This is a genomic window from Pseudarthrobacter sp. DSP2-3-2b1 (assembly GCF_049895945.1).
Lineage (GTDB): Bacteria > Actinomycetota > Actinomycetes > Actinomycetales > Micrococcaceae > Arthrobacter.
Map to the genome: position 1 here is coordinate 68,669 of NZ_JAFCTI010000014.1, position 14,411 is coordinate 83,079.

The following is a 14,411-nucleotide window of genomic DNA, read 5'->3' on the forward strand; positions in this document are numbered from 1 at the left end:
CAGGAACGCATCGACTACAAGGGGGACGATGCATGAATTATCCGACGCGACGCAGCGCGCTGCTGGGAATCGGGCTGGCTGCTGCCAGCGTGGGAGTGGGCGCGAGTGCTGCAACCGCAGCCCCGGCTCCTGCCGTGAGCCTCACACCCGCCGCCGGTCCGCCCGGCAGCAGTGTGACGCTCAACGGAACCGGGTTTCCGCGATCGTCCGCGGGCACCATTACAGGAGGCTCATCGCCGGTGGCTTTCCAGACCGGCAAGAACGGGACTTTCAGTGTGGTGGCCACCATCGGGTTGACCGCGCAGGGTCCTGTGGTACTGGTGGCGGCTTCCGGCAAGATGTCCGCCACCACAACGTTCAGCGTCCTCGCCGGTGTGCCGCCGGTCAGTTCGGCGTTCCTTCGGTTCGGCGTCGCCACCCCAGGCGGGGCTGCCTCCGGCGCCGAGCTTGACGCAGTGGCGGCACTGGTGGGGGAAAGCCCGGGAATCGTGCTCTCCTACAAGGACTTCCGGCAGGCCCCGCCCGTCTTTGAACTGGAATCGGTGGTGCAGCGCGGCGCAATGCCGCTGCTCACCTGGGAACCATGGATCGCCGGTGCCGGAGTGACCCAGCCGGCCTATGCACTGGCCCGCATCACCGCGGGAGATTTCGATCCTTACATCAGCCAGTGGGCAGCCGCCCTTGCGTCCTGGGGCAAGCCGGTAATGCTTCGCTTCGCCCACGAAATGAACGGCGACTGGTACCCGTGGGCCGAAGCGGTCAACGGCAACAGTCCCGGTGACTATGTTCAGGCGTGGCGGCACGTGCACGCTCTTGTCAGCGCCGCCGGAGCAACCAATGTGAACTGGGTGTGGGCGCCCAACGGAGGCGGATCGGTTGAAAACTCCGCACTGTATCCCGGCGATGCGTACGTGGACACCGTGGGCCTGGACGCCTACAACTGGGGAACCACCCAGGTGTGGAGTTCTTGGCAACTGCCTGTCGCCGTGTTCGGTCCGCACCTGGCGGAGCTCCGGATCATCGCCCCCGGCAAACAGATTGTCATCACCGAAACGGCCAGCACCGAAACCGGTGGCAGCAAGCCGGAGTGGAATGCGGCGCTGGTCTCCTACCTGAGGACACAGCCGGATGTCTCCGGCTTCGTGTGGTTCAACCTCAATAAGGAGACCGACTGGCGGATCAACAGCAGCGCCGCCTCAGCGTCTGCCCTCTCGGCGGCACTGGCTGCCCGGCGCTAGCGCCGAACCCGCGTACCGGGGAACCGACCGCCGGTACTGTGTAAACCGCTCGCCAAAAGCCTCAGCCAGAAAGGCTTCTTCCCGGAGCACCTCGCGGTGCATGGCGGCGGACGCCACCGGGAGGGCTGCAACCATCCAGGCATTGTTCTGCAGCAGTCCAGCTCCAAGCTGGATCAGCGCGCAGCCCAGGTACATCGGATTGCGCGAGAAAGCGTAGGGTCCGCCGGTCACCAAGGCTTCGGGATGGGCCAGTCGGGTGTTCCGCGCGGCAAACCAGGCCCACGTGACGAGCGTTCCACCGGCCGCCAGCGAAGCGGCACCCGCCGTTGTCAGCAGTGGAGACGCAGGGCCGGACGGACGGCCGATCCGGAGCGGAACGACACGCTGGAGTACCAGGCCCGCCGCGAGGCCGGCGAGGTTCTGTTCGGGCAACGGGATGTTGGAGAGCAGCCGCTTCCGGTCCCGCTTTCCGGTCATGATGCTTAGATCTGCTTGAGCGCCTGTTCGAGGTCGCCGATGAGATCGTCCACGTCCTCCAGGCCGACCGAAAGCCGTACAACGCCGTCGCTGAGACCGATGGCGGCTCGGCCTTCGGGACCCATGGCGCGGTGGGTGGTGGTGGCCGGGTGGGTGATCAGCGACTTGGCATCGCCGAGGTTGTTGGAGATGTCGATGATCCGCAGGGCATCCAGCAGCGCAAAGGCGGCCTCCTTCCCGGAGCGGCCGCCCGTCGTCGCGAGTTCCAGCGTGAGGACGGTGCCACCGGCCTTCATCTGCTGGGCGGCAAGCTGGTACTGGGGGTGCGACTTCAGCAGGGGGTACTTGACCCAGCTGACGGCCGGCTGCTGTTCCAGCCATTCCGCGAGCCGAAGTGCGGACGCTGAGGAGTGGTTCACGCGCAGCGCCATGGTTTCCAGGCCCTTGGTGAGCACCCAGGCGTTGAACGCGGACAGCGCAGGCCCGGTGTGGCGCATGAGCTGCTTGACCGGGCCGTCGATGAATTCCTTGGTGCCCAGGATGGCCCCGCCCATGACCCTGCCCTGGCCGTCGATGTGCTTGGTGCCGGAGTAGACAATCACGTCCGCGCCGAACTGGCCGCAGCGCTGCAGCAGGGGAGTGGCAAAAACGTTGTCTACGACCACGGTGGCCCCGGCAGCGTGCGCCAGTTCGCTGACCGCCGCGATGTCCACGATCTCCTGCATGGGGTTCGACGGCGATTCGAAGAAGACGGCCGTGGTGGGCTCGGACAGGGCTTCACGCCACTGGTCCAAATCAGGACCGTCCACAAAGACAGTCTCCACGCCCCAGCGCGGCAGGATTTCGTTCAGGATCACAAAGCAGGAGCCGAACAGCGAGCGTGCGGCCACCACCCTGTCCCCGGCCGCCAGCAGCGCACCCAGGGCGGTGAAAACAGCGGACATGCCCGACGCCGTCGCAAAGCAGGCTTCCGTGCCTTCGAGCAGGCGGAGCCGTTCCTGGAAGGTGGCCACGGAGGGGTTGCCATAACGGGAGTAGACAAAGCGTTCGTCCTCGCCCGTGAAGGCGCGCTCGGCTGCGGCGGCGGATTCGTAAACGAAGCCCGAGTTCAGGAACACCGGCTCGGTGGTCTCCTGGAAATTCGTGCGGTCCAGCCCGCCGCGGACGGCCTGGGTGTCAGGGCTCCAGCCGGCGGCATCTTTGTTGAAGGTCACTTAGTTGCTTCCGAGGTTGGTGGGCAGGCCGCGGTTCTTCCAGCCGTTGACAGTGCGCTCGCCATAGCGGTCCGGCTCGCCTTCGAAACCTTCCAGAATATTGAAAGAGGTGAAGCCTGCCTGCGTTGCGGCGATGGCGGCCGCGATGGACCGCTGGCCAGAGCGGCAGAGGAACACGAGCTCGGTGGTTGAGTCCTCCGGTGCCTGTTGGGTGAGGTCGGTGAGGAAATCCGGGTTGGGGATCCCGCCCGGGAACGTCCACTGGATGAACAGGGGATCGTTGTCCGTAGCTTTGGTGTCCGGGATGCCGATGTGCGCCCATTCGCCTTCGGTGCGGACGTCCACCAGGATGGCGCCCTGCTCCAGCTTGGCCCAGGCTTCCTGCGGGGTGAGGTCTCCGGCGTAGCTCATGCGTGGCCCTCGCCGTCGAAGTCGAGATCGTCCACAGCAGTGGCGACGGCGGCGTCAGCGGTGGCGATGGCAGAGGGCAGGATGAGGGCCTGCGCAACAATCACCTGGCCGCCGTTGGACGTTGCGGCCGGGCTGCCGTGCAGGACATACCCTTCGGCCAGGGCAGCGGAAATCCGTTCACAGAAGGACCTGTCGTCCGGCCCGGTGACAAGCCGGTACGACAGTTTCTCTTCAGGGGCGGGGGCGTCAGACACGACGGAACTCCTTCTTTCACGCTTGCAGCTCGAATGGGTCGATATGCCGAGTATTCACCTGAGGCACCCCGCCGCGAAAGGGAGGGTTGCCGACCGGCCAGTCAGGGCTTGGCGCCGGTTCTCATTACTCCCCAAAAACGTAACATCCGGCCCACCCGGCCGCACCGCCGCCGCCGTCATGTTGCGTAACCAACCCGGACTTTCGTAACCTGCGCGTGCTTCTTCCCTCCGCATCCGGGCGGGACAATCAGGTTCATGGCGGACATCAGCAGGACACCGGGTAGGAGAGGCGCCGCTGCGCGGTTGGCGGCCGCCGCGCTTTGCGGCGCTTCGATCCTGGCTGGCGTGGCCGGTTGCCGGGATGTTTGGGCACCGCCGCCCTGCATGCCGCCTACTTACACTGTTTCGCCGGCCGAAGTGAGGCCCGGAGCACAGGTCACCGTCAGCGCCCAGGACACAGTGTGCGATGCGCGCTACGGTGCGGACGCCAAAGTCCAGGTGACGGTCCGGGACGCTGCCGGAGTCAACGTCCTGGAGGAACTGGCCCCCATGACCGACGACGGCGGCTTCACCTTGGTGTTCACTGTCCCGGCGGGAATGGCCGCGGGCAAGGCCGGGGTGTCCGCCTACCCTTACGGCGTGGACTGGTGCGACGATACCGGAGTCAATAACAGGGTGGCGTCCGGGCCGCAGGCGCTGGTCCGCGTTTCATGCGCGGAGCGGCTGGTCCCGCTGGTGATCGTGGCCGGCTAAGGCCGGTCAGCGCGCACGGCAGCCTGGACCTTCCGGCCCTTGGGGCCGGCACCCGGACCCGCCAGGACCGATAGAGTTTTCGCAGGGGGCACCGGCCGCCATCACTGATAAGCCGTCCTGGGGGAGGGTCCACACCAGCATGCCACCAGCCACCGTAGTCAGACGTTTGCCGCCGTCGGACGTACCCCGTCTCCGCAACCCGTTTCCGGCAGCCCTCGTTGCAGCCCTGCTCATCCTGTTCGGCCTCCTGCCTGCCGGTGCTGCCGCAGCCGCCGAACCCGGGCCGGCTCCGGAGGAGGGCAAGCCCCTGCTGGGCGTTGTCCTCGAATGGGGCCAGGACTCCGCCGAATCCTTTGCCGAACGGCTGGGGGCCACCCCCGCCGTCTTCGGCCACGACATCTCCATTCCGTTCCGCGACGCAGAAAAGGTCAATCTCCGGCAGTTCCTGGACCAGGCCGCCGCCGTGGGCTCCCACGCCATGTTGACCGTCAAGCCCACTGTTCCGCTTGATCAGCTCGACGCGGCGGCGGGGGACGCCTTCGCTGCTGAAGTTGCCGGCATCTCGGCGGGTTTCCAGGGCCAGCTGCTGGTGCGCTTTGCCCCGGATATGAACGGCAGCTGGGTTGACTGGGGGCAACAGCCGGCCGCGTATCGCTCTGCGTTCCGGGCGGTAGCTGCCGCGTTTAAGGAAACGGACGACGCCGGCACCGTCATGGTGTGGGAGCCCTACCTTGGGCGGGACTACCCTTTCGAACGGAACCGCAACGCCCCTGCCGCCGGGAGCCAGGGCTTCGCCCTGTTGGACACCAACGGCGACGGCGTCTGGGACAGCGCCGACGGTGCCTACGCGCCCTATTATCCCGGGGACGACGCCGTCGAATGGGTGGGCCTTTCGGCTTACCACGACGACACTGCCGGGAAGTCCGCCGTCAACACCGTGCCCGCTGACGGGGAGCTGGCAGGAATGCTGGCCGGCGCCGGAAACGAGGACTTCTACGCCAGCTACGTTGAGCAGCGGAACAAGCCGTTCCTCCTGCAGACGGCGGCTTTTTACAGCCCGTCCACCGGCGGTGCCGGGGAAGCCGGGATCAAGGGCGCCTGGTGGGACCAGACACTTGACCTGGCCACGTCCGCGCGCTTCAGCAGGACAGCCGCCGTGGTCTGGGACGAGCGGGTCAGCACCCGGGACACCGGTGTTGCCAGCATCGACTGGACCATCACAGGAAACCCGGACGTGGCGGCAGCCGCGCGGGCACGGCTCGATGCGTCAGGCCTGGTCACGGGGCCGGTCACCGAAGTCCAGGCCGGGCAGGCCTACTCCAAGGCCAACACCCTGACTGGCGCCGCCGCCTGGAGTGTGGGAGCGGCCCTGCTCATCCTGCTGCTAGCGCTGTGGCAGATCCCTCGAAGAGTCTCGGCGGTTGGCGCGTGGGGCTACACCGACCCGTCGAAAAGGGACTCCCGCGTGGACCTGTTGCGCGGCCTCGCCATCGTGTTTGTGGTGGTGAACCACCTCGGTATGACGTCCCTGTTCCAGCTGCTGACGCAGGAGGCGGTGGGCTTTGTTTCCGGAGCTGAGCTGTTCGTGCTCTTCTCCGGACTGGTGGTGGGGATGGTCTATGGGCCGCGGGTCAAAGAGGATTTCGGCACGGTAGTGGACCTGACTGTTCGGCGGGCCGGAAAGCTCTATGTCACTGCCCTGGTGGTCCTGCTCGGCATCTTCCTGGTTTCGCTGGCGCCAATTTTCCAGACCGATTCCCTCACGTCCTACACAGACCAAGGCACAGGGGGCGCCGGCCATGACGCTGCCGGGCGGACCTACGATCTTTATGCGGGCATGGAATCCCTCTTCCAGTTTCCGGTGCCGCCCCAGCTCCTTCCCGCCATTCTGCTGCTCCAGTTCGGGCCGTGGCAGTTCAATGTGATGGGCCTTTATGTCATCCTGCTGCTGGCCAGCCCGTTGATCCTGGCTGCGCTCAACCGCGGCAAAGCCTGGTGGGTGCTGGCGGCAACGCTGGGTATCTATGCGCTGGGCGCAACCACACGCTTCCGCCTGCTGCCCTCCCAGTTCGAGGACTCGTTTCCCCTGCTGGTGTGGCAGGTGCTGTTTGTGATCGGCCTCGTTGCGGGTTTCCACCGGCGGAAAGTCGTGGCGTGGCTGACGGCAAACCCGTGGGCAGTGGTGGCCTGCACCGTGGCCGCAACCGTTTTCGCTTTCCTGTCCTGGGGCAATCCGTACCTGGCAAACGGCTTCGATATCCGGTTGGCCGTTATTCCGGACAGCGCCTACCGGACCATGTACGAGTCCTACTTTGCGCGGACGTACCTGGCCCCCGGACGCCTGGTCAATGTCCTGGTGCTGGTGGTCGCCGCGTACGCGTTCCTCACCGCCTACTGGAAGCCGGTGCAGCGAGCCCTGGGCTGGTTCCTCATCCCGCTGGGCCGGGCCACCCTGTACGTCTTTGTCATGCACGTGCTGCTCATAGCAGTCATCGCCAACATCCCGGTGCTGCGCCAGGGTGATGTCCTAATCAACACCGCCGCCTACGCAGTGATCCTGGGACTGCTCTGGCTCATGGTGCGGAAGCGTTTCCTTTTCCGGATCATCCCGACCTGACGCCACTTCCACCTGACGCCCCGCGGACCAGTCTCAGGCTCTGAGAATCAGGGCGTCGCCCTGGCCGCCGCCGCCGCACAGGGCCACTACTCCGGTCCCGCCGCCGCGCCGTTTCAGCGCGAGTGCCTGGTGCAGCACGAGGCGGGCCCCGGAGGCGCCGACAGGGTGGCCCAGAGCGATGGCGCCGCCGTCGGCATTGATCTTCCCGGCATCGATCCCCAAATCCTTGGCGGACTGGAGCACCACCGACGCGAACGCTTCGTTGATCTCAATGAGGTCCAGGTCATCCACGCCCAGCCCCTCAAGTTTGAGCGCCCGCTCGATGGCGCGGGACGGCTGGGAGTGCAGGGAGCCGTCCGGTCCCGCGGTTTGACCATGGCTCCCGATCTCCGCAATCCACGTGAGGCCGGCCGCCTCCGCCGCAGCCTTGCTGGCCACCACCACGGCAGCCGCGCCATCGGACAGCGGAGACGAGGAACCTGCAGTAATGGTGGCTGACGGGTCTTTGGAGAACGCGGGCTTCAACTCCGCCAGGGCCTCAGCGGTGGTGCCGGCGCGGATGCCTTCATCAGCATCTATGACGGTGGCGGGGCCGCGGCGTTGCGGCACCTCCACCGGGGCAATCTCCGCGGCCAGAATGCCGGCCGCCCTGGCGGCCTCGGCACGTTGGTGCGACCGGGCGGCAACAGCGTCCTGGTCCTGCCGGCTGATGCCGAGCTGGGCGTTCCGGGCGTCGGTTGCGGACCCCATCAGTTCACCGGACACCGGATCCTGCAGGCCGTCAAAATTCAGGGAATCCAGCAACGGGGCATCGCCGATCGCCACACCGGCCCGCAGCCGGGGCAGCAGGTGCGGGGCGTTGGTCATGGACTCCTGGCCTGCTGCCACGATGAAATCGGCCTCGCCCGCGCGGATCATCCGGGCGGCGTCGATCACGGCTGTCAGGCCGGACAGGCACAGTTTGTTGATGGTCACGGTGGGCACATCCCAGCCAATGCCGGCGGCGAGACTCGCCTGGCGCGCGGGCCCCTGGCCTGCTCCGGCCTGGATCACCTGGCCCACAATCACGGCCTGGATCTGTTCCGGTGCCACTCCCGAGCGTTCCAGTGCGTTCCGGATGGCGTGCGCACCCAGCTGGCTGGACGTAAGCGGGGAAAGCCCGCCGCGGAACCTGCCGAAGGGCGTACGGGCACCGCCGAGGATGACGGGAATGTGAGCGTCGTTGCCCATGATGTGCCTTTCAGTGCTGCGGATCCAGGTGGTCTCAGGGCCAGCTTAGGCGAAATCCGTCGGTCCGTTTGAGGGCCCACATTCGCGCGGCTTCAGGCGGGGAGGATCAGCTGATGCAGCAAATGGTCCTGCCACCGGCCGGCGATCTTCAGGTACTCCGGTGCAACGCCGATCTCCTGGAATCCGGTGCTCCGGAGGATCCTGCGTGAGGGTTCGTTGTGGAGCAGCGTGGCAGCCTGGACCCGGTGCAGCCCCAGGCTTTCCCGGGCTTGTTTGGCGGCAAACCTGACGGCCGCCGAGCCGATTCCCTGGCGGCCGAGGCCGGCATCCACCCAATACCCGAGGTTGGCACTGAGGAACGGGCCGCGGACGATGCCGGTCATTGTCACGGCGCCGATGATGTTCGCGGACTCGGCGCCGTCCACCAGTACCCACGGGATCTCCTGGCCCACCGAAAGCTGGGCGAGTTTGGCCTGGATGATGTTCAGCTGATGGCCGGGCGAAAAGAATGTCTCATCCCGGGACGGCTCCCAAGGTGCAAGATGATCGCGGTTCCGGCTGTACGCCAGGCTCATGCCGGCTGCATCGGTACGGCGGAGCAGGCGGATCCAGACTCCCGGGATCAGCGGCAGCGTGAGATCCGTGGGCATTAGGTTCTCCTGCGTCACGGTTGCCTACGCCCGGGCGAGAAGTGCCGCCACAAACGCTGCGGTGGTTGCCAGAACCCTTGAGCCCTGGCAGCGGCCGCAGTTGATATCAGCCGCCAACGTATCCTTGCGGGCGTCAAGTACCACCACGGATCTGACACTCAGGTGCTGGTCTGTGTCGCAATCCGCGCACCACGGAAGGCTGCCCCGGGGCTGCAGGGCGCCCCGGGGAACGTAGGAACAGGCTGGGGCGTTCATTGGCTAGACCAGGCCCGGGTAGCTGGTCAGAATGTAGTCGGCAGCGGCCGGACCCTTCATCCGCAAACCGTTGTGGTCGGGGCGGATGCGGTCCTTCATGGCCGCCCAGAAAACGGATTCGGTCCGGGGGGAGCGTTCGTTGATGTAGCACCAGCTGGTGTACAGGCCGTACAGGGGGTCTTTATCAAGGGTTACTTCAGATTCGGTATCGCAAGAGGTGGCTTCGGAAAGGAATGTGTCGTACTGGGAATGTGCCATGGAGGCTCTCTTCCGCGAGGTGCGTTTTGTAGCTGCCATTCGGCTACAGCAGCCGTGCCTGAACACCTTGCACTGGGAGTCCGGGGTGTCGACGAGGTCAACAGGGAAAACCATTTCCGGCTGCTTCCCTACAATGTAGACTGTAGTCGTAGACTTCAGATTCAGCAAGCGTCTTGATTATTTGTTGGCACTGGAGGCAACACCTACACAGGACGGAATTTCCATGCCATCCCCGAAGAATCCAGCCCCCGACGCTCCCGGGCAAAAAACCCGGCTGAGCAAGGAACTTGTGCTGGCGACGGCCTTGGAACTGGTGGACAGTGCGGGCCTTGACACGCTCACCATGCGTCGTCTGGGCCAGGAGCTGAACTGCGATCCCATGAGCCTCTACCGCTACGCCGAAAACCGCGCGGCACTGCTGGACGGGGTCTCGGAGCTGGTCTTCAACGAGCTCGAGATCTTTCCCCATGATCCCGACTGGAAGGCACAGCTGCGCAGGATCGCCCATGACCTGCGGCTCCTGGCCCTGAGGCATCCCAACGTCGTCCCATTGCTCGTGACCAGGCCGCTGTCCACGCCACTCGGGCTCCGGCCGCTGGGCACCTTACGGCCGCTGGAACAGATCCTCTCGCTACTGGTCGACGCCGGGTTCGAACCCACGGATGCGTTGCATGTCTACCGGGCCTACTACGGCTTCCTGTACGGGCATATCCTCAACGAGCTCCAGGAATTCATTGTGGATCCTGAGGAAAACGAGGCGTTGCTCCGGCTGGGGCTGCACAGGCTGCCGGCCCGGGACTTCCCCCGGCTCCGTGCCCTGGCACCTGTCCTGGCTGACTACGACGGCGCGGCCGAGCTGGACCAGGGCATCACCATCCTGCTTTCCGGCCTCGAATCAAACCTTTCGCGCCAGGCGTCGCCCGCAAAAGTCTGACTGCCGGCAAAACGCGAACGGCGCCCGGGTGTTACTCGAAGGACGCCCGGCGCCGGTCGGAGAGCCTGGTGCTCCACACATCGGGCTTGTTGACTTTGAAGCGGCGCCCGGTCAGGGCCCGGGCATTCAGCCGGATGTAGTGTTCCTTGCTTCCGGGCTGCCAGGGTTCCAGCTGGAGTGAATCGACGGTGTCCTTTTCACCCTGGTCCTCGATCAGCGCTGTGTCGCCCCGGACCACAACACTCCATGCCTCCTCGGTGTGCGGATCGTAGCCGTCGATTTCAAGGGCGGCAGGCCGCTCCGATGAGGCTACCCACAGCTTCGTCCCGGCGGAGGTCCGGAAGACGATGCTCCTGCGGTCCAGGGCATAGTTCACCGGAAAGATCTCGGGGTGGCCGTCAACAACAAGGGCCAGGCGGCCCACGGCGTCGTTGGCGAGCAGTTCCCAGCATTCGTCAAACGTCAGGTTGATGTTCGGCTCCGTGTGCGAGTTCATGCACCACACCTTACGGCCCGGACTCCCGGCCCAACAGGGCCTGACCAGCAATTGGTCACATTCCGCGGGCCCGATTTCCCGCGGCCGGATTTGTCGTTTCGGCCATTGGAACCAGGCTCCCGTCGCTTTTGCGCGGGCAGGTACGGTGAATGCTTCCGGTCTGGTGTTTCCCCAGGCCCCCGGCGGAGGGCAGAAGAAGCTCAGTGACAGACAGCAACCCCGGGAGCAGGGGCCTCAAGCCGGGCTCCCTGACTCCCGTCATTCCCGGTTTCTTCCCTGACCCCACAATCTGCCGTGCGGGGGACGATTTTTATCTGGCGACCTCGAGCTTTGAGTATTTTCCCGGGGCGCCGATCTTCCACAGCCGCGATCTGGTCCAGTGGGAACAGATCGGAAACGTCCTGACCCGCCGGAGCCAGTTCGTGGCCGGGGACAGGCGCCGGTCGGGCGGCATTTTCGGGTCCACACTCCGCCACCACAACGGACGATTCTGGTTCGTGACCACCAACATGAGCGATTTCGGCGGCGGGCACCTGCTGTTCCACGCCGAGGATCCCGCCGGGCCGTGGAGCGAACCGGTCCCGATTGCGGGAACACCGGGCATCGATCCGGACATCGCATGGGACGACGAGGGAACCTGCTACCTCACCTGGCTGGGTTTTGGCCCCGGCGAAGGCGGCTCGGGCGTGGTCCAGGCGCGGCTGGATCCGGAGGAGGGCAGGCTGCTGGAGAGCCCCCGAAAACTCTGGCAGGGATCGGGCCTGGCGCACCCCGAAGGCCCACACCTCTACCGGACGGGTGGCTGGTGGTACCTGATGATCGCCGAAGGCGGCACCGAGCGGGGCCACTCAGTTTCCATCAGCAGGAGCGCGTCCCCCACCGGGCCATTCGAGCCGCACCCTGAGAACCCCGTTTTCAGCCACCGCAGCCTGGGCACCCCCGTTCAGAACGTGGGGCACGCGGACCTTGTGCAGGGCCCCGGCGGCGGCTGGGCTGCAGTCCACCTGGGCGTGCGGATCCGCGGCTCCAGCCCCGGCTATCACGTGCTCGGCCGGGAGACGTTCCTTGCCGGGATTGAATGGCAGGACGGTTGGCCCCGCTTCGAGGAGGAGCGCTTCAGGATCCCGACGGCGGACACGTCCTTCAGGGATGACTTTTCGTCCGCTGCCTTGCACCTGAGATGGATTTCGCCGGGCAACGATCCGGCGTCGTTCAGCCGGCATGCCCCCGGCGCCGGCCGCCACCTCTCCGGCGTGGGGGAGGACGCGGCGGCGGACACCGCGCCGCTGCTCGCCACGCGGGTGCGCGACGAAACGTGGGTGGCGCGCGCCACTCTCAGGCCGGTGGACGGGGCCGCTGAACTGGTGCTCAGGGTCGACGGCTCGCATTGGTACACGGTCCAGGTTGACGGCGGAAGCGTCCGGGCGCTGGCACGGATCGGCCCGCTGCAGCAGGAAATCGCGACAGCGGAGCACCGCCTGGGCGGTTCGCCCCTGGAGTTGGAGATCGGCTGCGCCGAGGCACCGTCGGCAGGCCGGCCCGGGAAGAACTGCGGGCCCGACGAAGTGTCGCTTGGCTTCCGCGTTAACGGGAAGCTGACGGTGCTGGCCCGGCTCGACGGCCGCTATCTGTCCACGGAGGTAGCCGGCGGATTCACCGGCCGGGTCATTGGTGTATCAGCCAGTGGCGGCAGTGCCGTGCTGGAACGCTTCGAGTATTCAGCAGTCAGTCCGTAGGCCCGGACGCGGGCTCACCCAGATGCTTCAGGAGAGCATCCAGCACCGGAAGCTGGCCCTTCACCAGTTTGATCCGGGCGTCGGGTTCGGCCACCCACCGGGCGTCGTCCACTTCGGGAAAATCCTGGATATTTCCTGAACCCTTGGGCCATTCGAGCGGAAAGGTGTTGCTCACTATCCGTTCGGGCTGGAAGTCCGACTCAGCTGCGAAAACGGTGATGATTTTCCCTGACGGCTGCCGGAACCCGCCCAGCGGCAGGTAGTTCACGGGCGGCGGGGGCGTCCCGATCTCCTCTGTGAACTCACGCAAAGCGGCCAGCAGCGGATCCTCACCGGCCGCGTACTCGCCTTTGGGGATTGACCAGGAATGGGTCGGCTTGCGCTCCCAGAACGGTCCGCCCATATGGGCTATCCAGACTTCAAGCCCGTTTGCCGGGTCGCGCCGGTACAACAGGATTCCTGCACTTCGAACGGCCATTTCTGTTCCTCCCCGCCAAGGCTATACCTGGGCGGGACGGGGGCAGCAAAGGAGGCGGGCGCCTCGCCGGTGCCCGCCTCCGTTTACTTGTTCGGTTTGCTTGGCCGCTTGAGGGTCAGCTCAAGCGGCCAAGCAAGGATCAGCTCAGGGTCGCGGTGTCGATCACGAAGCGGTAGCGCACGTCCGAGGCGAGGACCCGCTCGTAGGCGTCGTTGATCTTGCCGGCCGGGATGACCTCGATCTCGGAACCGATCCCGTGCTCGGCGCAGAAGTCCAGCATCTCCTGGGTTTCCCGGATGCCGCCGATCATTGATCCGGCGAAGGACCGGCGTCCACCGATGAGCGCGAAGGCGTTGACGGGCAGGGGTTCAGCCGGTGCGCCAACGTTCACCAGGGCGCCGTCGAGGGACAGCAGCTGCAGGTAGGAGCTGATGTTGATCGAGGCGCTGACGGTGTTGATGATCAGGTCGAAGCTGCCGGCCAGATCGGTGAAGGTGGTTTCGTCGCTTGTGGCGTAGTAGTGGTCGGCGCCCAGGCGGAGGCCGTCCTCCTGCTTCTTCAGCGACTGGGAGAGCACTGTGACCTCTGCGCCCATGGCGTGGGCGAGCTTGACGGCCATGTGGCCGAGTCCGCCGAGTCCGACGACGGCGACCTTCTTGCCGGGGCCGGCACCCCAGTGCCGCAAGGGGGAGTAAGTGGTGATGCCCGCGCACAAAAGGGGCGCGGCGACGTCGAGCTCTATTCCTTCGGGGATTCGCACCACGAAGTCCTCGGTCACGACGACGTGGGTGGAGTAACCGCCCTGGGTGATGGTGCCGTCGCGGTCCACAGCGCCGTAGGTGCCGACGTTTCCGGCCAGGCAGTACTGCTCTTCGCCCTTGACGCAGTTGGCGCATTCGCGGCAGGAGTTGACCATGCAGCCGATACCCACACGGTCGCCCACCTTGTGTTTGGTCACCTCGGCACCCACCTCGGTGACGATGCCGGCAATTTCGTGGCCGGGTGCCAGCGGGTAGCTCTGGGGTCCCCAGTCGCCGCGGACAGTGTGGATGTCGGAATGGCAGATGCCGGCGAACTTGATGTCGATGAGCACATCGTGGAGGCCGACGTCGCGGCGTTCGATGGTGGTGGGGACCAGGTCCCCGGTAGCGGACGGTGCAGCGTAAGCGTTAACGGTAAGCATTCTTCTCCAGTGCTGATTGTTCGAATGATTCAGGGAGCGGGAAAGGATTATTCGCCGGCCAAGGACAGGATGGGCTGACTTACGGTCAGCGGTGGTTCCACGGCGGCGGGACAGTGGGCGGACTGCAGGTCCAGGCTTCGGAAGAGTTGCGCAGGTGCGGCGCCGGAATCCCCTCGCGGAGCCAGATCCATGGGCACATCCGCGTGCAGGGCGGTCTCCACCCTATC

Annotated in this window: 15 protein-coding genes and 1 riboswitch; of the genes, 5 read left to right on the forward strand and 10 right to left on the reverse strand. The window is 65.9% G+C overall.

Annotated elements, in window-relative coordinates; translation table 11 throughout:
• Window positions 1-32: 32 nt before the first annotated feature.
• A complete protein-coding gene (locus ACP7AX_RS16125; RefSeq protein ID WP_426227798.1) occupies window positions 33-1,238 on the forward strand; it encodes a glycoside hydrolase family 26 protein in 1,206 nt (401 codons plus the stop codon).
• On the opposite strand, the gene ACP7AX_RS16130 is transcribed toward ACP7AX_RS16125, so the two are convergent.
• The 4 genes from ACP7AX_RS16130 to ACP7AX_RS16145 are packed head-to-tail and all read right to left on the reverse strand — an operon-like array spanning window position 1,197 to window position 3,594.
• On the reverse strand, window positions 1,197-1,715 hold the full coding sequence (locus ACP7AX_RS16130) for a methyltransferase family protein (RefSeq protein ID WP_426227800.1): 519 nt from the start codon (window positions 1,713-1,715) through the stop codon (window positions 1,197-1,199). The two genes, ACP7AX_RS16125 and ACP7AX_RS16130, sit on opposite strands and share 42 nt — an antisense overlap.
• Before the next feature lie 5 nt (window positions 1,716-1,720).
• Complete coding sequence (locus tag ACP7AX_RS16135; RefSeq protein ID WP_426227802.1) at window positions 1,721-2,929, reverse strand: O-succinylhomoserine sulfhydrylase; 1,209 nt, start codon at window positions 2,927-2,929, stop codon at window positions 1,721-1,723.
• Entirely contained in the window at window positions 2,930-3,340 is a 411-nt protein-coding gene (locus ACP7AX_RS16140) for a rhodanese-like domain-containing protein (RefSeq protein WP_426227804.1), read from the reverse strand.
• Window positions 3,337-3,594, reverse strand: coding sequence for a DUF1737 domain-containing protein (locus ACP7AX_RS16145; protein ID WP_131683249.1), 258 nt, complete (start codon window positions 3,592-3,594; stop codon window positions 3,337-3,339). The genes ACP7AX_RS16140 and ACP7AX_RS16145 overlap by 4 nt, the downstream gene beginning before the upstream one ends.
• Before the next feature lie 13 nt (window positions 3,595-3,607).
• A riboswitch (SAM riboswitch) is annotated at window positions 3,608-3,723 on the reverse strand.
• Between the two features lie 288 nt (window positions 3,724-4,011).
• On the opposite strand from ACP7AX_RS16145, the gene ACP7AX_RS16150 reads away from it, so the two are divergent.
• Both ACP7AX_RS16150 and opgC read left to right on the forward strand, forming a co-directional pair.
• The gene (locus ACP7AX_RS16150; RefSeq protein ID WP_426227806.1) at window positions 4,012-4,347 is read left to right on the forward strand and encodes a hypothetical protein; all 336 of its coding nucleotides are present in this window, start codon (window positions 4,012-4,014) and stop codon (window positions 4,345-4,347) included.
• 139 nt (window positions 4,348-4,486) lie between these two features.
• Window positions 4,487-6,964 carry an OpgC domain-containing protein gene (gene opgC / locus ACP7AX_RS16155; RefSeq protein ID WP_426227808.1) on the forward strand — a complete coding sequence of 826 codons (2,478 nt, stop codon included), beginning with the start codon at window positions 4,487-4,489 and terminating at the stop codon, window positions 6,962-6,964.
• 33 nt (window positions 6,965-6,997) lie between these two features.
• Here opgC and ACP7AX_RS16160 read toward each other — a convergent pair whose 3' ends face one another.
• The 3 genes from ACP7AX_RS16160 to ACP7AX_RS16170 form a co-directional block, all read right to left on the reverse strand.
• Window positions 6,998-8,194 carry an acetyl-CoA C-acyltransferase gene (locus ACP7AX_RS16160; RefSeq protein ID WP_131683247.1) on the reverse strand — a complete coding sequence of 399 codons (1,197 nt, stop codon included), beginning with the start codon at window positions 8,192-8,194 and terminating at the stop codon, window positions 6,998-7,000.
• 92 nt (window positions 8,195-8,286) lie between these two features.
• On the reverse strand, window positions 8,287-8,844 hold the full coding sequence (locus tag ACP7AX_RS16165; protein ID WP_131683246.1) for a GNAT family N-acetyltransferase: 558 nt from the start codon (window positions 8,842-8,844) through the stop codon (window positions 8,287-8,289).
• 258 nt (window positions 8,845-9,102) lie between these two features.
• A complete protein-coding gene (locus ACP7AX_RS16170; protein WP_426227811.1) occupies window positions 9,103-9,357 on the reverse strand; it encodes a hypothetical protein in 255 nt (84 codons plus the stop codon).
• Window positions 9,358-9,580: 223 nt separating this feature from the next.
• Between ACP7AX_RS16170 and ACP7AX_RS16175 the strand changes: the two genes are divergently transcribed.
• Entirely contained in the window at window positions 9,581-10,291 is a 711-nt protein-coding gene (locus ACP7AX_RS16175; protein WP_426227813.1) for a TetR/AcrR family transcriptional regulator C-terminal domain-containing protein, read from the forward strand.
• 31 nt (window positions 10,292-10,322) lie between these two features.
• Here ACP7AX_RS16175 and ACP7AX_RS16180 read toward each other — a convergent pair whose 3' ends face one another.
• Entirely contained in the window at window positions 10,323-10,787 is a 465-nt protein-coding gene (locus ACP7AX_RS16180) for a pyridoxamine 5'-phosphate oxidase family protein (RefSeq protein WP_426227815.1), read from the reverse strand.
• A gap of 203 nt (window positions 10,788-10,990) precedes the next feature.
• On the opposite strand from ACP7AX_RS16180, the gene ACP7AX_RS16185 reads away from it, so the two are divergent.
• The gene (locus tag ACP7AX_RS16185) at window positions 10,991-12,523 is read left to right on the forward strand and encodes a family 43 glycosylhydrolase (protein ID WP_426227817.1); all 1,533 of its coding nucleotides are present in this window, start codon (window positions 10,991-10,993) and stop codon (window positions 12,521-12,523) included.
• Here the strand turns inward: ACP7AX_RS16185 and ACP7AX_RS16190 are convergent.
• The gene (locus ACP7AX_RS16190) at window positions 12,513-13,001 is read right to left on the reverse strand and encodes an NUDIX domain-containing protein (protein ID WP_426227818.1); all 489 of its coding nucleotides are present in this window, start codon (window positions 12,999-13,001) and stop codon (window positions 12,513-12,515) included. The two genes, ACP7AX_RS16185 and ACP7AX_RS16190, sit on opposite strands and share 11 nt — an antisense overlap.
• A 139-nt stretch (window positions 13,002-13,140) precedes the next feature.
• Window positions 13,141-14,184 (reverse strand): NAD(P)-dependent alcohol dehydrogenase, encoded by a 1,044-nt coding sequence (locus ACP7AX_RS16195; RefSeq protein WP_426227819.1) that lies wholly within the window; start codon window positions 14,182-14,184, stop codon window positions 13,141-13,143.
• Between the last annotated feature and the right edge of the window lie 227 nt (window positions 14,185-14,411).